This window comes from Ferrovibrio sp. (genome assembly GCF_002796975.1).
GTDB lineage: Bacteria > Pseudomonadota > Alphaproteobacteria > Ferrovibrionales > Ferrovibrionaceae > Ferrovibrio.
Genome location: NZ_PEKV01000010.1, coordinates 23,779 through 41,785, shown reverse-complemented (window position 1 = coordinate 41,785; position 18,007 = coordinate 23,779). Strand labels below are relative to the sequence as shown.

The following is an 18,007-nucleotide window of genomic DNA, read 5'->3' as shown; positions in this document are numbered from 1 at the left end:
CCCCCAGTCATCCTTTTGCACCTCCCATCGGGCCGCGATAGAGCAGGCCGCGCGCCGACAGCAATGCCGCGACGATCAGCAGCTGAACGCCGGCCATGATCATCGCGATGGTGGAGGCCAGTGAATAGTCATAGGCCTCGTAGGCGGCCGTATAGGCGGCAATCGAGATCACGCGCGTCGATCCCGCCGGCGATCCCAGCAGGACGGCGGTGGGAAAGACCGAGAAGGCCTGCACGAAGGACAGGCAGAAATTCACCGTCAGCCCCTGCGCCAGCAGCGGCAGCAGGATATGGCGGAAGCGTGCCCAGGGCCGCGCGCCCAGGGTGGAGGCGGCCTGTTCCAGCGCCGGATCGATGCCGGTGACGTATGACAGGGTCAGCAGGAAGGTGAAGGGGAAGATCGCGATCAGCAGGCCGAGAAAGGCGCCCCAGTAATTATGCACCAGCTGCAGTGGGCCGCCGATCAGGCCGATGGCGATCAGCGTGCGGTTCAGCCAGCCCTGCGGGCCGAGATAATTCAGCAGGCCTTCGGCGATCAGCACGGTGCCCAGCGTGATCGGCAACACGAGAATGGTGGTCAGCAAACGCTGGTTGCGCATATGCCGCACGCGTAGCGCAATCGGGATCGACAGGAAAACGCAGAGCAATGTGACCGGCACGGCCAGCCGCAGCGTCTTGCCGATGGTGTCGTACAGGAAAGGATCGGTGAAGAATTTGACGTAGTTCGCGTACCAGGCGCCCTCAAGGGGCTCCACCGACAGCGCCAGGCCGTAGAAGAACGGGTAGACGAACAGCGCCAGCACGAACAGCACGGCCGGCAGCACCAGCAGCGTGACATTGTCGACGCCCATCGCCGCCAGTCGCAGACGCAGCGGCGGATTTTCCATCGCCGCCATGGTCATGCTTTCACCGGCGGCGCTTCATTCGGATAGATCAGCACGCGGGCCGGATCGGCGCCCAGTGCCAGCTCCTCGCCGGCCGCCACCTTATGCTCGGAGCGGAAGAACAGCTCCTGGCCGCCGGCAGCGGAGGCAATGCCGTAGAAATCGCGACCGCGATACTCGGCCGAGATGACACGGGCACTGATCGGTCCGTTGCTGCGCGGCGTCAGGTCGTCGGGGCGGATCGCCACCACGGCGGTGTCGCCTGGTGAAGCCTTCCCCAGTAATGTGCCTTGTAACAGCGCGCCCTCGAAGCTCGTTTCCGCCACGCCATCGGCGACGGCGGCGACCGACAGGCGCAACAGGTTGCGATAGCCCATGAATTCGGCGACATCGGCATGGCTCGGCCGGCCATAGAGTTCGTCGGGCCGCCCGACCTGGCGCACCTGGCCGTCGCGCATCACCACGATACGGTCGGCCAGCGACAGCGCCTCGTCCTGGTCATGCGTCACATAGATGGTGGTCGAGCCGACCAGATTGTGGATGCGGCGGATTTCGGCGCGCATTTCCAGCCGCAGCTTGGCGTCGAGATTCGACAGCGGCTCGTCCATCAGCACCAGCGGCGGTTCGATCACGATGGCGCGGGCAATCGCCACGCGCTGCTGCTGGCCGCCCGACATCTGGCCGGGCAGCTTGTGTCTCTGTTCGTCGAGACGGACGAGCGCCATAGCTTTCGCCACGCGCTCGTCGATCTCGGCTTTCGGCCGGCCCTGCATGCGCAGGCCGAAACCGACATTCTTTTCTGCACTCATATGCGGGAACAGCGCATAATTCTGGAACACCATGCCGAAGCCGCGCTCTTCGGGCTTCAGCTGGTCGATCCTGCGCTCGTCCAGCCAGATGCCGCCGCCGGTCAGCGGCAACAGGCCGGCAAGGCAGTTCAGTGCGGTCGACTTGCCGCAGCCGGAGGGGCCGAGCAGGGCGATGAATTCCCCGCGCGCCGCCTCCAGCGACACATCACGCAACGCATTATGCAGGCCGAAGCTGCGGCTCACGCGATCGAGCCGCAGCTTGCGGAAATCATGCGACATACCGGCCATCAGATGATGTCTCTTTCCTTCAAACTTATTTCGTCTTGGCGGCGCCGACTTCCTGGTCCCAGCGCGCAAAGGCATAGACCAGTTGTTCAGGCAGCAGCGGCAGTTCCTGCGGCGTATCGGCGATCAGCTTGGCATATTCCGGCCGGCCGAATTCCGCGATCACCTTCTGGCTTTCCGCCGGCGCCATGGAGAGCGGCACATCCTTCACCGCCGGGCCGGGATAGAAATAGCCATCGTCGTAGGTGGTGGCCTGTGCCGGCTTGCTCAGCAGATAGGCCAGCAGGTCGACGATCACCGCCTGCTTCTCGGCGGACACGCCCTTCGGAACGCAGAGGTAATGCGCATCGAGAATCCAGTGGAAGCCCTGCAGCGCCTGCACCCTGGCTTCCTTCGGCACCACGCCGAGCGCGCGCGGATTGATGTCCCAGCCCATCTGGGTCGGGATCATGTCGCGCGAGCCATCGCCCAGCGCCTTCATGGTCGGGCCGGTGCCGGACGGGTAATACTCGATGTGCTGGCCGAGTTCCTTCAGATAGGCCCAGGTCTTGTCCCAGCCGTTCTTCGGATCCTTCGGATCCTTGTCGCCCAGCACATAGGGCAGGCCCATCATGAACACGCGGCCCGGTCCCGAATTGGCCGGACGGGCATACATGAAGCGGTTCGGATTGGCCTTGGCCCAGGCCAGCAGTTCGGCGGCGGTCTTCGGCACCGTCTTCACGCGGTCGGGCATGTATTCCAGCAGCGGGCCGGCTTGGCAGAACACCACGCAGACGCCCTGGTTGGAGGCCAGCGCCTGCATCTGCTTGGCACCGGAGAGATAGATGTCGTCCAGCTTGGGCAGCTTGTCGGAGAAATCAGGCAGGATCGGCTGCCACAGCTTCTGCTCCACGCCGGCCGACAGCGCATCGATACCGGTCAGCACGATGTCGATATCGACGCGCTTGGCGGCCTGCTGCGCCTTGATCTTGCCGGGCAGTTCCGGTGCCGGCGCCTTGGTGAAGGTGACGCGCGAGAGCAGCTTCGGGTTGTTGTTGCGATAGGTCTCGATCGCCTTCTGGGTCAGTGCCAGATTGCCGGCGACGTCGACCACATTCAGCGCGACCGGCGATTTCGGCAGGGCAGGCGTGGCAGCAAGCAGGTCCGGCGCAAGACCGGCAGCGGCGAGGCCGACAGCGCTGCCGAGCAGGCCGCGGCGGGTGAACTGGAATTCACTCATTGTTGTTTCCTCCCAAGGATTGTGACGAACGGAACGCTACAAATTCAGACAGAAACTCCTTCAGCGCCGCAGGCCGGCGCGTCCGCGTTGTGGCGGCACGGCATCGGACTCGGTGGCGAAATAGGCTTCGTTCTCGGCAACCAGCACCTGCACCGACTGAAACACGCCGCGCAGATGGGCGCGCAATGCTTCCACCGCGCCGGGCGCGTCGCGGTTCAGCACGCGGTCGATGATCGCTTCATGTTCGGTCAGCACGGCATTGCGCTTCAGCGGCCGGCGCATGGTGAGATGGCGCACGCGGTCCATCTGCGCCTTGGCGCTCTGCACCTGGCGCCAGACCTGGGCATGGCCGGCAATGGCCATCAGCGTGGCGTGCATTTCCTCGTCGGCATCGAAGAAATGGTCGTTGTCTTCCACCTTGTGGAAGGCGCTCTGGCGGTCCAGCACGGCCCGCAGCTGGCGCGACTGTTCGGCATCGATCTTCTCCGCCGCCAGTGCAATCGCCGAACATTCCAGCGACTCGCGCACGAACTGCGCGTCGTAGACATCGGTGAGCCGGATCGGCGCCACGAAAGAGCCATGCTGCGGATAGATGTCGACCAGGCCTTCCTCGGCCAGCTTCAGCAGGGCCTCGCGGATCGGCGTGCGCGAGACGCCGAAACGCGCCGTCAGGTCCTGTTCCGACAGCGGCGCGCGCGGCGCCAGCTGGGCGGTGACGATTTCGTGCCGCAGCTGATCGTGCACCTGCATCGCGGCGGTCTGGGCGCGGATCTGGCTCATGCGCCGGTTCCGTCCGTAGCAGTCCGGTCGACGGAAAAGCGGTAGACGATGCGGCCGGTATAGCGCTGGCCCGGCCGCAGCACGGTGCTGGGGAACTGCGGATGGTTGGGCGAGTCCGGGAAATGCTGCGGCTCCAGGCAGAAGCCGTGCCGCCGGCCATAGAGCCGGCCGTTCTTGCCACGGTCGCGCGGTACCGCACCGGTCAGCTTGTTGCCGGAGAAGAACTGCAGGCCGGGTTCGGTGGTGAAGACTTCCATCAGCCGGCCGCTCTGCGGCTCGATCACGCGGGCGGCGCGCACCAGGCCTTCGCCGGCGTGCCGGTTCAGCACGTAATTCACGTCATAGCCGTCGGCCTGCACCAGCTGCGTATCATCCTCGTCGATGCGCGCGCCGATATTCATCGGCAGGGTGAAGTCGAAAGCCGTGCCGCGCACGGGGCGAATCTCGCCGGTCGGCAGCATCGCGGCATTCACCGGCGTGATCGCGTCGGCATGGATGGTCAGGCGGTGGTCGAGGATGTCGCCGCCCTCTTCGCCGCGCAGGTTGAAAAAGACGTGGCTGGTGAAATTCACCACCGTGGCGCGGTCGGTGACGGCGCTGTAGCTGATCGCCAGCTCGTTGGCGTCGCTGACATGATATTCGACGTCCGAGTCGAGATTGCCGGGATAGCCCTCTTCGCCATCGGCATAGCGATAGCGCAGGCGGAGCGTGGCGGCATCGGGCTGTTCGGCCTCGAAGACCCGGTAGCGGCTGCCGTGCGTTCCGCCATGCAGGTGGTTCTCGCCCTCGTTGCGGCTGAGCTGATAGCTCTGGCCATCCAGTTCGAAACGCGCGCCGGCGATGCGGTTGGCGTAACGCCCGATAAAGGCGCCCATCGAGGAGTGTCCGGCCTGGGCATCGGCCAGGCTGTCATAGCCCAGCGCCACATCGCCGAAGCGGCCATGCCGGTCGGGCACCAGGATCTGCATGATCTTGGCGCCCCAGTTGGTGGCGCGCACTGTCATGCCGGCCGCATTGGAAATCGTGAACAGATCGACCGGCCTGCCGTCGACATGGCCCTGCCAGCGCTCGCGCAGCAGGGGCTGCGGCGGCACGTCGCTGGCGGGCCTGACGGCTTGTCCGATCCGGCTCAAATCTTTTCCTCCCAAGGCGGGTCTTTGCCCGTCGCCCCGAGCATTAAAATACTAATATACTAGCGTCAACCGATATCTGAGGCTTTATGTTAAGCCACTGACTTAATGGTATTTAGTTGGCGGAAAGCCAGCCGATCGCGCCGCGCCCGGCCGCCAGACCGGTGGCAAAACAGGCCTGCAGCAGATAGCCGCCGGTGGGGGCCTCCCAGTCCAGCATCTCGCCGGCGACGAAGACGCCCGGCCGCCGGCGCAGCATCAGATGCTCATCCAGTTCGGTCCGCGCGATGCCGCCCGCCGTCGAGATCGCCCGCGCCAGCGTGAACGGCGCGGTCAGCCGCAGCGGCACGGCCTTCACCAGGGCCGCCAGCCTGCTCCCGTCCGCACCGCTGTGCAGCGCCTCCTGCACCAGGCCGATGCCGACCGGCGGCAGGCTGGCGCTCTTGCGCAGGAAGTTGCTCAAGGTGGCGCCGCGGCGCGGGCCGTCGAGTTTTTCCGACAGTTCGTCCAGCGTCATGTCAGGGCGCAGGTCGACAAACACGTTGGCTTCGCCGTCGCGCGCAATCGCTTCGCGCAGGCGTGCCGACAGCGCATAGATCGCGCCGCCTTCGATGCCCTCCGAGGTGATCACCGCTTCGCCGCGCAAACTCTCGCCGTTGAACTGCAGCGCGATGCGCTTCAGCGGCGCACCGGCATGCTGCCTGCGGAAAATCTCGGACCAGCCGATGCGGAAGCCGCAATTGGCGGGCTGCAGCGGCGCGATCTTGATATCCGGCAGCAAGGCAGTCCAGCCGCCATCTGCGCCGAGCCGTGGCCAGGAGGCGCCACCCAGCGCCAGCACGGTGGCATCGGCTTTGAACGTGTTGCCGTTGGCAAAGACCAGCGCGCCGTCTTCCGCTGCCCAGCCGCGCCACTCGCTGCGCAGCGACATGCGTACACCAAGGCCGTCGAGGCGGTTGAGCCAGGCGCGCAGCAGCGGACTCGCCTTCATTGTTTTCGGAAAGACACGGCCGCTGCTGCCGATGAAGGTCTCCTGACCGAGCTGCGCGCACCACGCGATCAGTGCGGAGGGCGGAAAGGCATCCAGATACGGCGCCAGCCAGCCGGCGGCCTCGCCGTAGCGCGCGCGAAACCGTTCCAGCGGTTCGGAATGCGTGATGTTCAGCCCGCCGCGTCCGGCCATCAGCAGCTTGCGGGCCGGGCTCGGCATGCGCTCGAATACCTGCACGCGCAGGCCGGCCTGCGCCATCGCTTCGGCCGCGATCAGCCCGGCCGGGCCGCCGCCGATCACGGCAACCTGTTTTGCAGAAGGCGTGCTGCTCATCCCGGTGTTATGGACCGGGGCGCGGTCTGTCGCCAGTCTTTGGCGTTAGCGCGACATCAGCACCGGCACCGGCGGGGCCTGCAGCATCTGCCGCGTCGCGCCGCCGAAGACCAGTTCGCGCAGCCGCGAATGGCCGTAAGCGCCCATCACGATCAGATCGGCCTGCATGGCGCGGGCCTGATCCAGGATGGCGGTGCCGGCGGCAGTGTCTGGCGCCAGCACGGGCGTCACCGTCACATTCACGCCATGACGGGCCAGATGCGTGGCGAGGTCGGCGCCCGGATTGTGCGCCGGCTCTTCCGGATCGGGATTGACCCGCATGACAGTGACGGCCTCGGCCTGCTGCAGCAGGGGCAGCGCATCGTGCACCGCGCGCGTCGCTTCCGCCGACGGCTTCCAGGCCACCAGAACGCGCCGGCCGATGCTCGTGCCCTTATACTCCTTCGGCATCACCAGAACCGGCCGCCCCGCAGCCATAAGAATATTGCCGGCCGTCGGCCCTATGGGCGCTTCAAGGTCGGTCACGCGATTGTCCTGCGACAGCACGATCAGGTCGGCATACCGGCCCTGGTCGATCAGCGCTTCGTCGATGCGGCCTTCCACCTTGCGCCATTCGAAGGCAACGTCCTGACGCCGCTCGGCAGCCTGCACGGCTTGCCGCGCTGCCTCGGTGCGTTCCTTGCGGATGCTCATCTGCCATGCGACCAGTTTCTTCGTCACGCCGGTGCCCATCACGTCGACCGGCGTGAAGGGGATGACATCGACATGCAGGGCGACGAGATGCGCGTCCTGTGCTTTCGCCAGTTGCGCGGCGGCATCCAGCCGTGGCGCGGCTGCCGGCATCGCGTCGGCATAGACCAGGATATCTCTGTAGGCCATATCGGATTTCCTTTCTGGCGATCAGGCGGCAGAAACGGCGGCAATGCGGAAGGTGTGGCGCTGGCCGGCCGGTCCGCGCAGCGAGACATATTCGCCCTGCCGGATCAGGTGGCTGTCCATGCGGAACAGCGACTCATCGTCCTCATCGGTTGCCGGATCGTAGGACAGGGCCCACTGGCCGCCGCGCGTCCGGACCAGTTCGCCATGCTGGTCAGCTTCTCCGGACCAGAAGCGGCGCGCCGTGCAGATATCCCGCCGCGACTTCCACTCGGCTGCATCGAGATGGCCATCGGCTTTCAGCGGGGCGATGATTTCGTAGCCGTGCTGTGTGCTGCCCTCGGGATGATCCTTCTCGCGGGCAAGTTCGAGGCGAATGCGGAACAGCGACATGTATACCCCGTTGAGTGATGGCGCCATATGAGCGATGGCGCCATACAAGCGCGTCGCGGCCATTGCGGCCTTGATCGATATCAACCGGACGCGGATTGCAGCGCTGCCGCCGTTGACATGGCTCAATGCCGACGCGTGCGGCCGGTCCCATGATGCTCCCCATCGACAAGGAGTCATGACCCATGCGCTATTGCGATATCCTGCTGCATCTGACCGCCGACAAGCGATCGAGGGAAAAGGCCGCCACTGCACTGGCACTGGCCAAACGCTTCGATGCCCGGCTGCAGGCGATCTATACGTTGCCGTTTCCCAGCCAGCTCTACTATATGAGCGAATATGTTCCGCCGAGCGTCATCGACCAGCAGATCGAGGAAGCACGCGAGGAAGCGGAAAAGGTTCGGAACCAGTTCGAACAGGACGCACGGTCCGCCGGTGTTGCCGCCGACTGGGCCGTCACTGAACAATCGCCCATCGCAGCGCTGCGCCAGCTGGGCACGACCTGCGACATCGTCGTGGTCGGCCAGTCCGACCCCGACCGGGACCGCACGGTCAATGCCGGCCTCGATGCATTACCGGCCGATCTCGCACTCGCGCTTGGCCGACCGGTGCTGGTCGTGCCTTATATCGGCCATTACCCGCAGGCCGGCAGCACGGTCATGGTGGCCTGGAATGGATCGCGCGAGGCGGCGCGCGCGGTACACGATGCGCTGCCGCTGCTGAAGACGGCAAAGAGCGTGATCATCCTGTGCATCGATCCCGACGCCGCCCAGACCGAAAGTGCCAAGGCGCTGGCGAGACATCTGGCCCATTCCGGCATCGTCGCCAAGGTAAGACATACCACGGCCGGCGACATGGCTGTTGGCGATGTGCTGCTGTCGGCACTGGCCGATGGCAATGCCGATCTGCTGGTCATGGGCGCCTATGGCCACAGCCGTCTGCGCGAAACGGTGTTCGGCGGTGTTACCGCCACGCTGCTGGACAGCATGACGGTGCCGGTGCTGTTGTCGAACTGAGGCTGCAGGTCCGGATGGCGCGTCAGGCGGCTTCCGACAGGGTGCGCAGCTGTTCGACCTGCCGGATCTGCACCCGGTCGGGCGCGGGCAGGCCGATCACGTCGAGCTTGCGCAGCCGGGTGAAGCAGCGGCTGACCGTCTCGATGGTGAGGCCGAGATAGTCGCCGACCTCGGCGCGTGTCATCGGCAGCAGCACGGGATTGTCGGTCACGCCGCGCGCCTTCATGCGCGCCGCCTGCAGCAGCAGGAAGGAGGCGATGCGCTCCATCGCCGTCTTGCGGCCGAGCAGCAGAATCTGTTCCTGCGCTGCGGCGACCTCGTTTTCCGCCACCGCCAGCAGGCGCCGTTCCAGGCAGGACACCTCCTCCAGCAGCCGCGCGAAGGCCGGCCGCGGGAAGCGGCAGAGATGCGTCTCGGTCAGGGCTTCGGCGCTGACCTTGTATTCCGCCCTGGTGCTGACGCCGAGAAAATCGCCGGCGCCGAGAAAGCCGGCGATCTGGCGGCGTCCGTCGGGCATCGACTTGGCGACCGACATGCTGCCGCTGGTGATGTTGTAGACGTGATCGGCGCTGTCGCCTTCGCTGAACAGCATCTGGCCCGGCTGCAAGGTGACGGTGGCGACATGCGCCGCCATCTTCGTCTGGTCCGCGGCTGACAGTCCGGCACAGATCGTCAGGCTGCGCGCCGTGCAGCTGTCGCAGGGACTGGGCGCCGAAGCGCGGTGGAGCGGGATAATCTGGGCCATGACACACATCCTTCTGCCGGAGGCGTCTGCATAACCGGCGCATAATCATCTCTCCGCGCCGCCGCGCTTGCGATGGGTAAAATTGTCGCATCGCTACTGACACCTTTGGGCAGCACGCGAGATGGTAGCGAGTCACGACGGATGACCGGTCGCGACAAAGCGGCTATCCATAGGACAGATGACCGACGCTGCCGAACAGGGTCCGACCGAAGCCGCTGCCGCGCCAGCTGTCGAGACGGCGCGCGTGCGCAAGATCATCCATGTCGACATGGATGCCTTCTACGCCTCGGTCGAGCAGCGCGACCATCCCGAACTGCGCGGCAAGCCGGTGGCGGTGGGCGGTTCGGCCGCGCGCGGCGTGGTGGCGGCGGCCAGTTACGAGGCGCGCAAATTCGGCGTGCGCTCGGCGATGCCCTCGGTGACGGCGAAACGCAAATGCCCCGAGCTGATTTTCGTGCGGCATCGCTTCGACGTGTATCGCCAGGTGTCGCAGCAGATCCGCGAGATCTTCGCCGAGTACACGCCGCTGATCGAACCGCTGTCGCTCGACGAGGCCTATCTCGATGTCACCGAAAACCTGAAAGGCATCGAGTCGGCCACGCAGATTGCCGAGGAGATCCGCGCGAAGATCAAAACCGTGACGCAACTGACCGCCTCGGCCGGCGTGTCCTACAACAAGTTCCTCGCCAAGCTGGCGTCTGACCAGAACAAGCCCGACGGGTTGTTCGTCATCACGCCGAAGATGGGCGCGGCATTCGTCGAAGACCTCGCCGTCGGGCGTTTCCACGGCATCGGGCCGGCGACCTCGGCGAAGATGAATCGCCTCGGCATCGAGACCGGGCGCGACCTGCGGGCGCAGACACTTCCTTTCCTGCAGCAGACTTTCGGCAAGTCGGGCACGTATTACTACTGGATCTCGCGCGGCATCGATCATCGTCAGGTGCGGCCGGACCGCATCCGCAAATCGGTCGGCGCGGAAAACACCTTCTCGGAAGATCTGTTCAACAGCGGTGAGGCCGAGCTTGAACTGCAGCCGATCATCGCCAAGGTCTGGCGCTATTGCGAAAAGTCCGGCATCCGCGGCCGCACCGTCACGCTGAAGGTGAAGTTCTCCGATTTCCAGATCATCACCCGCAGCCGCACGCTCTCGCAGCCGGTGGCGTCGGAGGCCGAGATCGCGCAGGTGGTGGAAACCCTGATGCAGCCGCTGTTCCCGGTGCTGAAAGGCATCCGCCTGCTCGGTGTCACATTATCGTCGCTGGGTGAGGAGGCCGAGGATGCGCCCGAGGATGATGCAGGCCAGCCGCAGCTCAGCCTGACGCTGTAGCGGTTTCTGTTCCCATCACCCGCGCGCGATGGCAGACTGATCCCAAACCCAGGGGAGAACAGCATGCGTCTCGATCACACTGCCGCCGGCGTGTTTCCGATTGCGCCCACCGCCTTCCATCCCGATGGCCGCATCGACGAGGCCTCGACGGACAAGCTGATCGAGACCTATCTGGCGGCGGGCTCCGCCGGTGTGACGGTGCTCGGCATCATGGGCGAGGCGCCCAAGCTGGAGCCGGAAGAGTCGCTCGCCATCGCCACGCGTTTCATCAAGGGCATGAAAACCCTGCCGGTGATCGTCGGTGTCTCGGCGCCGGGCTTTGCCGCGATGCGCTCGCTGGCGCGCGCCAGCATGGATCGCGGCGCCGCCGGCGTGATGATCGCGCCGGTGCCGAGCCTGCGCACCGACGATCAGATCACCGGCTATTACCGCCAGGCCATTGAGGCCATCGGCGACGACATTCCCTTCGTCATCCAGGATTATCCGCTGACCCTGAGCGTACAGATGACGCCCAAAGTCATTCGCCAGATCGTGCAGGACCATGCCTCCTGCGTGATGCTGAAACACGAGGACTGGCCGGGGCTGGAAAAGATCAGCGCGCTGCGCGGCTTCCAGGCCGAAGGTTCGATGCGCGAGATTTCCATTCTCACCGGCAACGGCGGGCTGTTCCTCGATTTCGAGATGGAGCGCGGCGCCGACGGTGCGATGACCGGCTATGCCTTCCCGGAAATGCTGGTCGATGTCGTGCGGTTCCAGAAAGCCGGCCAGCGCGATGCGGCGCATGACCTGTTCGACGCGCATCTGCCGCTGCTGCGCTACGAACAGCAGCAGGGCGTCGGGCTGGCGGTGCGCAAATACACGCTGATGAAGCGCGGGATTCTCGCCAGCGACGCGCAGCGCAAGCCGGGCGCCGGGCTCAGCGCCAAGGCGAAGGCCGAAGTGGATTACCTGCTGGCCCGGCTGGCGCGGACGGACCGGCGGGCCCAAGCTGCATGAGCCGGGCGGCCTGAGCGGCGCCGGTTAAGGCCTGTTCCGTCCCGTTCGGGAGCCAGTTAGAGCCCAGTTCCGTCCAGTTAGAGCCAGTTTTGGCCAGTTAAAGCCAGTTTCGGCCAATTAGAGCCAGTTTGAGCCAGTTCAAACCCGCCTAAGTCATTGGCCTTCTGTGCCAAGCCGTTGATTTCCAGATCCACGATGTCCAACAGCAGCGGTCGTTCTGCGCGAAACGCATCGCCTGCATATTCAGGCATGCGAACAGAAGTTCTTATAAGATAGGAATTATAGCATATTTTGACCTGGTATCAAGAAACCTATCGGCCCCGTTCTGACACCACAGCCGTCATCCCCGCGAAAGCGGGGATCCAGAACCGGCAGTCAGACTGGGTTCCCGCTTTCGCGGGAACGACGAAGAGGGCTTACACCACCGCCTCTGCGTGATGAAATCGATGATTTTCCCACGAAATATGAGTCAGTGCCCTAGGAATAAGAACATATAGCGTACTGATAAGATCGAAGGTAGAACATACGGGTCACATCCAAGGAGCCCGTCGATGCCGCGTTTTGCCCCGCTTCCCGCCGTCCAGCCCCGCACCGCGTCTTACATTGCGCCCTCTTCGCGGCGTGGCCTGGCCGCCCTGCGCCGCTCCTTCGGCCTCGGCTCCTCGGCGCTCACCTTCGGCATTCCGCAGATCGACGCGCTGACCGACGGCTTCGCCCGCGGCGCGCTGCACGAGATCATCGGCGAGCAGGCGGCAGTCAGCGGCTTCCTCGCGGCATTACTCGGGCGCGACCGTCGCCAGTCGGCGATCCTCTGGGTCACCGCCGGCGGCAGCCTGCATGCGCCGACACTGGGCCAGCTCGGCCTCGATCACCGCCGTCTCACCGTGGTCAGCACGCCGCGCGTCTCGGATCGCTGCTCGGCGGCTGAACAGGCGATGGGCCCGCTCGGCTATGGCGCGGTGGTGGCCGAGATCGAACAGGCCGACAGCGATGTGGCCCTGCGCTTGCAGGATGCCGCCGCGCGTCGCAACGCCTTCGCCTTTCTGGTGCGCCAGGATCGCCCGCAGCCCTCGCTGGCCGCAACGCGCTGGTCGGTGCAGGCGGCGCAGAGCGACGGTTTCCGGCCCTGCTGGCAGATCGCGCTCGAAGCCTGCGACGGCGGCGCCGTGCATGGCGCATGGCTGGTCGAGTGGGATCACGCGGCCGGCGCGTTCCGCCTTGTCGCGTAAGCGACAGCGCTAAAGTTTAAGTGCGCGATCCCAGCTGGGCGCGTCGCCATAGATTGCGCGCAGATGGTCGATGAAGGCGCGCACGCCGGCCGGCACGAAATTGGTGACGGGATGCACGGCGAAAATGCTCACATCCGTCGCGCCCGGGTGATCGGGCAGCACGGTTTTCAGCACGCCGCTGCGCAACTCATTGCCGATATCCCAGGTCGAACGCAGCGCAATCCCCAGGCCGGCAATCGCCAGTTCGCGCACCACTTCGCTGGAGTTGGTGCGCACCGCGCTGTCGCCCGGCACGGTGACGATCTGTCCGCCCTTGCCCTGCAGGCGCCAGGGCAGCTGGCCCTCGGCGGCGAGCAGGCGGTGGCGGCGCAGGTCCTGCCATCGCGCCGGCGCGCCATGCTGCTGCAGATAGGCCGGGCTGGCGCAGAGCAGGCGGCGGTTGGGTGCCAGCCGATGCCCGGTCAGGCCGGCCTCGACGCCGGGTGCGATGCGGATCGCCAGGTCGATGCGTTCGCCCAGCAGGTCGACATAGCCATCCGACAGATCCAGCTCGATCTCCAGCCGCGGCCAGCGATCCAGAAACGCTTTCAGATGCGGCGCCACATGCAGGCGACCGAACGAGGTCGGCGCGGTCAGCCGCAGCTTTCCCGAAGGTTCTCCCGCCGCGCCCGTCACCAGGTTTTCGGCTTCGCGCGAGGCCGCGAGAATCTCGCTGACGCGTTCATAGAAACGCTGCCCCGCTTCGGTGGTGGCCAGTTTGCGCGTGGTCCGGTGCAGCAACCGCGCCCCGAGCCGCTCTTCCAGCGCCGCGATCCGCTTCGAGACCATGGCCGGCGACAGGTTCAGGCTGCGCCCGGCGGCGGCCAGGCTGCCGGTCTCGATCACCCGGGCATACAGCTCGTATTCCCTATCCATGGATTTTCCCGGCCATCCTTATTATTTCCCATAAGGAACGACTGCATTCAATTCTTTTCGTCTACAGAATGAATGCCGGGCGGAGTACAGTGTCCGTCATTCAGGAAACGCTTTAGGAAATCCCATGACCAAGACAGTCGATCGCGCCGGGCTGACCGTTGCCGCAGAACTTGCCAGCTTCATCGAACAGAAGGCCCTGCCGGGCACCGGCCTGAAGGCGGAGACATTCTGGCCGGGCGTGGCGGCGATCTTCGCGAAATTCGCGCCCGAGAACCGCGCGCTGCTGAAAAAGCGCGACGATCTTCAGGCTAAAATTGACGCCTGGCATGCGCAGCGCAAAGGCCAGCCGCAGGATGCCGCCGCCTATCAGGCTTTCCTGAAGGAGATCGGCTATCTCGTGGCCGAGCCGGCGCCGTTCAAGATCGACAGCACCAACGTGGATGACGAACTGGCGCGCATGGCCGGGCCGCAGCTTGTCGTGCCGGTGCTGAATGCGCGCTTCCTGCTCAATGCCGCCAATGCGCGCTGGGGCAGCCTGTATGATGCCTATTACGGCACCGACGCGATCCCGCACGATCCGGGCGAGAAGAAGGGCTACGATCCGGCGCGCGGTGCGAAAGTCATTGCCAAGGCCAAGGCCTTCCTCGATTCAGCCGTGCCGCTCAGCAGCGGCAGCCATGCCGATGTGAAGGGCTGGTCGGTGAAGGACGGCGTGCTGTCGCCGGCATTGAAAGATGCCGCCGCCTTTGTCGGCTATCGCGGCGATGCCGCCACGCCTTCGGCAGTGCTGCTCAAGCATCACGGCCTGCATATCGAGCTGGTGATCGACCGCGCGCATCCGATCGGCAAGGACGATGCGGCTGGTCTGGCCGATGTGATCCTCGAATCCGCACTCACCACCATTGTCGATCTGGAAGACTCGATCGCTGCGGTGGATGCCGAAGACAAGGTCGAGGCCTATGCCAACTGGCTCGGCCTGATGCAGGGCGATCTGGAGGCCACCTTCGACAAGGGCGGCAGGACGATGACGCGCGCCCTGGAGCCTGACCGCGAATACACGGCGGCGAAAGGCGGCAAGCTGACGCTCGCCGGCCGTTCGGTGCTGCTGGTGCGCAATGTCGGCCATCTGATGACCAACCCGGCGATCCGGCTGGCCGATGGCGATGAGGCGCCGGAAGGTATCCTGGATGCCATCGTCACCAGCCTGATCGCGATGCACGACCTGCAGAAGAAGGGCAGATACACCAACAGCCGCGCCGGCTCGGTCTATATCGTCAAGCCGAAGATGCACGGGCCGGAAGAAGCCGGCTTCACCAACCGCCTGTTTGATGCGGTGGAAGACCTGTTCGGTCTGGCGCGCCACACGATCAAGGTTGGCGTGATGGACGAGGAACGCCGCACCTCGGCCAATCTTGCCGCCTGTATCGAGGCTGTGAAGCATCGCATCATCTTCATCAATACCGGCTTCCTCGACCGTACCGGCGACGAGATGCATACCTCGATGCAGGCCGGTCCGATGGTGCGCAAGGCCGAGATGAAGGCCTCGAACTGGATCAAGGCTTACGAAGAACGCAATGTCGCCATTGGTCTCGCCTGCGGCCTGTCCGGCAAGGCGCAGATCGGCAAGGGCATGTGGGCGGCACCCGACCGCATGGCCGATATGCTGGAACAGAAAATAGGCCATCCGAAAACCGGCGCCAACACTGCCTGGGTGCCGAGCCCGACGGCGGCGACCCTGCATGCCACGCATTATCATGCGGTCGATGTGTTCGGCCGGCAGGGCGAGGTGGCAAAACAGCCGCTGCCGCCGCTCGACGCGCTGCTCAGCATTCCGCTCAGCGTTGGCCAGAATTTCTCCGAGCAGGATGTGAAGGACGAACTCGACAACAACGCGCAGGGCATCCTCGGCTATGTCGTGCGCTGGGTCGATCAGGGCGTCGGCTGTTCCAAGGTGCCGGATATCCATGACATCGGCCTGATGGAAGATCGCGCGACCCTGCGCATCTCGTCGCAGCATATGGCCAACTGGCTGCTGCATGGCATCTGCACGAAGGAACAGGCGGAAGCCGCCTTCAAACGCATGGCCGCCAAGGTGGACGCGCAGAATGCCGGCGATCCGCTGTATCGGCCGATGGCGACCAATCCCGACAGCCTGGCCTATCAGGCGGCGCGCGCGCTGGTGTTTGAAGGCATCGAACAGCCGAACGGCTATACCGAGCCGCTGCTGCATGCCTTCCGCCAGAAGGTGAAGGCTAAGGCGTAGTTGCAGTTACGGTGCCGCCTTGCGCGGCACCACCATCTTCACGGTGAAGACCTGAACCAGCTCGTTATTCTGGTTCTTGGTCTCGATGCGCATGGTGATCATGCCGCGGTCCGGCCGCGACTTCGACGGCACGATCTCCTGCACTTCGGATTCCATGCGCAGCACATCGCCCGGCCGGGTCGGACGCGGCCAGGCCAGTTCGCCGCTGGCGCCGATGATGCCGCCGGCAATCGGCATGCCGCCGTCGGTCACCAGCTTCATGGTGATCGCCGCCGTATGCCAGCCGCTGGCCGCCAGGCCGCCGAACAGGCTCGGCTTCGCCGCCTCATGATCGAGATGAAAGGGCTGCGGATCGAATTCAGTGGCGAAGCTTTTGATGCGTTCCTCGGTCACTGTCACCGAGGTCTTGCTGGCAAAGCGCTGGCCGACTCTGAGATCGTCCAGGTAATAAAGTGTGCTGTCGGCCATGTCGGTCCTCCGTTCGGACCAGTTCTATAGCCGATCCGCTGGCCGCCTGCCGCAGCGAAGCGAGCGGTGTTCTAAAATGAAACCTAGTCGGCCAGTTCGACGGCAAGCGCACGCTGCACGGCTGGACGCTCGCCGACGCGGCGGCGATGCTCGGCCACGCGCGGCAGGCGGGCAGGATCGACGCCATCGGCTTCCAGCCATTGCGCCAGCGTGAAGAGATAGGCGTCGCAAATGCTGTAAGTCTCGCCCAGCACCCAGGGCCCGGCCAGCATATGCTGCTCGACCAGCGCGAAGCCTTCATACACGCCCTGCGGCACCTTCTTCTGCATCGCCTGGATCGCATGCGTGTCGTCGGCCTCGACCCAGCGAGTGCCGCGCATGCGATGCGCATGCGAGATATGCACGGTGAAGCACAGATAGCTGTTGAAGGCCTGCGCCTGTGCAAAGGCAAAGGCATCATCCAGCGGTGCCAGCTTCGCCTGCGGATACAGTTGCGCGATATAGGCCAGCATGGCCGGCGTCTCGGTCAGCACGCCGCGTTCGGTCACCAGGGCCGGCACGCGGCCCTTGGGATTGATCGCCAGATAGGCCGGCTTGCGCTGGTCGTTGTCGGCAAAGCGGATCCGCGTCGTGGTGTACACGGCGCCGGCTTCTTCCAGCGCGATATGCGAGGCCAGCGCACAGGTATGCGCGGCATAGAACAGGTTCAGCATGAAGGCACCGTGCAAAAGAAAAGGCCCGGGCAGCATAGCCGTCCGGGCCTTCAGCATTAAGCGCAGAATTGTACGGCTACATCAGCCTTCGTTGCCGTTGCCGTTCTGCAGATCGGCCGGGTTGGGCATGCCGAGCGCATGGAAGCCGGAATCCACATGGATGATCTCGCCGGTGACGCCGGCACCGAGGTCGGACAGCAGGAACAGCGCGCAGCCGCCGACTTCCTCCAGCGAAGCATTGCGACGCAGCGGGCTGTGCTGGGCGGTGAATTTGAAGGTGGCGCGGGCCGAGCCGATGGCCGAGCCGGCCAGGGTGCGCATCGGGCCGGGCGACACGGCGTTGACGCGGATCTTCTGTGGGCCGAGATCGACGGCGAGGTAGCGCACGCTGGCTTCCAGCGCGGCCTTGGCGACGCCCATCACGTTGTAGTTCGGCATCACGCGCGTGCTGCCTTCATAGGTCAGGGTGATCAGCGACCCGCCCTGGCTCATATAAGGCTGCGCCAGCCGCGCCACTTCGGTGAAGGAATAGCAGCTGATCAGCATCGAGCGGCTGAAGTTGCCGCGCGTGGTGTTGAAGTAGCGGCCCTTCAGCTCTTCCTTGTCGGAATAGGCGATGGCATGCACCACGAAATCGAT

Annotated in this window: 19 protein-coding genes; 5 read left to right on the top strand and 14 right to left on the bottom strand. The window is 65.0% G+C overall.

The window, feature by feature from the left end; genetic code table 11:
• Positions 1-7: 7 nt before the first annotated feature.
• The 8 genes from CTR53_RS12135 to CTR53_RS12100 form a co-directional block, all read right to left on the bottom strand.
• Entirely contained in the window at positions 8-895 is an 888-nt protein-coding gene (locus tag CTR53_RS12135) for an ABC transporter permease (RefSeq protein ID WP_290813487.1), read from the bottom strand.
• 2 nt (positions 896-897) lie between these two features.
• The gene (locus CTR53_RS12130) at positions 898-1,980 is read right to left on the bottom strand and encodes an ABC transporter ATP-binding protein (RefSeq protein ID WP_290813484.1); all 1,083 of its coding nucleotides are present in this window, start codon (positions 1,978-1,980) and stop codon (positions 898-900) included.
• Between the two features lie 25 nt (positions 1,981-2,005).
• Positions 2,006-3,196 (bottom strand): extracellular solute-binding protein, encoded by a 1,191-nt coding sequence (locus CTR53_RS12125; RefSeq protein WP_290813481.1) that lies wholly within the window; start codon positions 3,194-3,196, stop codon positions 2,006-2,008.
• A 60-nt stretch (positions 3,197-3,256) separates the two neighbouring features.
• Positions 3,257-3,976, bottom strand: a complete 720-nt coding sequence (locus CTR53_RS12120) for a GntR family transcriptional regulator (protein ID WP_290813478.1) — start codon at positions 3,974-3,976, stop codon at positions 3,257-3,259.
• On the bottom strand, positions 3,973-5,109 hold the full coding sequence (locus CTR53_RS12115; protein ID WP_290813475.1) for an aldose epimerase family protein: 1,137 nt from the start codon (positions 5,107-5,109) through the stop codon (positions 3,973-3,975). Before CTR53_RS12115 ends, CTR53_RS12120 begins: the two co-directional genes overlap by 4 nt.
• Positions 5,110-5,221: 112 nt before the next feature.
• Entirely contained in the window at positions 5,222-6,430 is a 1,209-nt protein-coding gene (locus tag CTR53_RS12110; protein WP_290813471.1) for a TIGR03862 family flavoprotein, read from the bottom strand.
• A gap of 45 nt (positions 6,431-6,475) precedes the next feature.
• Positions 6,476-7,309: a universal stress protein gene (locus tag CTR53_RS12105; RefSeq protein WP_290813468.1), complete on the bottom strand. Its 834-nt coding sequence runs from the start codon at positions 7,307-7,309 to the stop codon at positions 6,476-6,478.
• A gap of 21 nt (positions 7,310-7,330) precedes the next feature.
• A complete protein-coding gene (locus tag CTR53_RS12100) occupies positions 7,331-7,762 on the bottom strand; it encodes a hypothetical protein (RefSeq protein WP_290813465.1) in 432 nt (143 codons plus the stop codon).
• A 119-nt stretch (positions 7,763-7,881) separates the two neighbouring features.
• Here CTR53_RS12100 and CTR53_RS12095 point away from each other — a divergent pair, with 119 nt between their 5' ends.
• Complete coding sequence (locus CTR53_RS12095; RefSeq protein WP_290813462.1) at positions 7,882-8,712, top strand: universal stress protein; 831 nt, start codon at positions 7,882-7,884, stop codon at positions 8,710-8,712.
• A gap of 22 nt (positions 8,713-8,734) precedes the next feature.
• Here CTR53_RS12095 and CTR53_RS12090 read toward each other — a convergent pair whose 3' ends face one another.
• Positions 8,735-9,457, bottom strand: a complete 723-nt coding sequence (locus CTR53_RS12090; protein ID WP_290813459.1) for a cyclic nucleotide-binding domain-containing protein — start codon at positions 9,455-9,457, stop codon at positions 8,735-8,737.
• Between the two features lie 178 nt (positions 9,458-9,635).
• Here CTR53_RS12090 and dinB point away from each other — a divergent pair, with 178 nt between their 5' ends.
• Together dinB and CTR53_RS12080 are read left to right on the top strand one after the other, a co-directional pair.
• Entirely contained in the window at positions 9,636-10,784 is a 1,149-nt protein-coding gene (gene dinB, locus CTR53_RS12085; protein ID WP_290813456.1) for a DNA polymerase IV, read from the top strand.
• A 63-nt stretch (positions 10,785-10,847) separates the two neighbouring features.
• Positions 10,848-11,780 (top strand): dihydrodipicolinate synthase family protein, encoded by a 933-nt coding sequence (locus CTR53_RS12080; RefSeq protein ID WP_290813453.1) that lies wholly within the window; start codon positions 10,848-10,850, stop codon positions 11,778-11,780.
• A 77-nt stretch (positions 11,781-11,857) separates the two neighbouring features.
• Here the strand turns inward: CTR53_RS12080 and CTR53_RS12075 are convergent, their stop codons facing one another.
• Positions 11,858-12,031, bottom strand: a complete 174-nt coding sequence (locus tag CTR53_RS12075) for a hypothetical protein (RefSeq protein WP_290813450.1) — start codon at positions 12,029-12,031, stop codon at positions 11,858-11,860.
• A 300-nt stretch (positions 12,032-12,331) separates the two neighbouring features.
• On the opposite strand from CTR53_RS12075, the gene CTR53_RS12070 reads away from it, so the two are divergent.
• Positions 12,332-13,009, top strand: coding sequence for a hypothetical protein (locus tag CTR53_RS12070; RefSeq protein WP_290813447.1), 678 nt, complete (start codon positions 12,332-12,334; stop codon positions 13,007-13,009).
• 9 nt (positions 13,010-13,018) lie between these two features.
• Here the strand turns inward: CTR53_RS12070 and CTR53_RS12065 are convergent, their stop codons facing one another.
• Entirely contained in the window at positions 13,019-13,924 is a 906-nt protein-coding gene (locus CTR53_RS12065) for a LysR family transcriptional regulator (protein WP_290813444.1), read from the bottom strand.
• Positions 13,925-14,048: 124 nt separating this feature from the next.
• Here CTR53_RS12065 and CTR53_RS12060 point away from each other — a divergent pair, with 124 nt between their 5' ends.
• The gene (locus CTR53_RS12060; RefSeq protein WP_290813441.1) at positions 14,049-16,187 is read left to right on the top strand and encodes a malate synthase G; all 2,139 of its coding nucleotides are present in this window, start codon (positions 14,049-14,051) and stop codon (positions 16,185-16,187) included.
• Between the two features lie 6 nt (positions 16,188-16,193).
• On the opposite strand, the gene CTR53_RS12055 is transcribed toward CTR53_RS12060, so the two are convergent.
• The 3 genes from CTR53_RS12055 to CTR53_RS12045 form a co-directional block, all read right to left on the bottom strand.
• Complete coding sequence (locus tag CTR53_RS12055) at positions 16,194-16,655, bottom strand: MaoC family dehydratase (RefSeq protein WP_290813438.1); 462 nt, start codon at positions 16,653-16,655, stop codon at positions 16,194-16,196.
• An 83-nt stretch (positions 16,656-16,738) separates the two neighbouring features.
• Entirely contained in the window at positions 16,739-17,368 is a 630-nt protein-coding gene (locus CTR53_RS12050) for a glutathione S-transferase family protein (RefSeq protein WP_290813435.1), read from the bottom strand.
• An 81-nt stretch (positions 17,369-17,449) separates the two neighbouring features.
• Positions 17,450-18,007: SDR family oxidoreductase (locus CTR53_RS12045; protein ID WP_290813432.1), on the bottom strand; the 558-nt coding region annotated here is incomplete at its 5' end.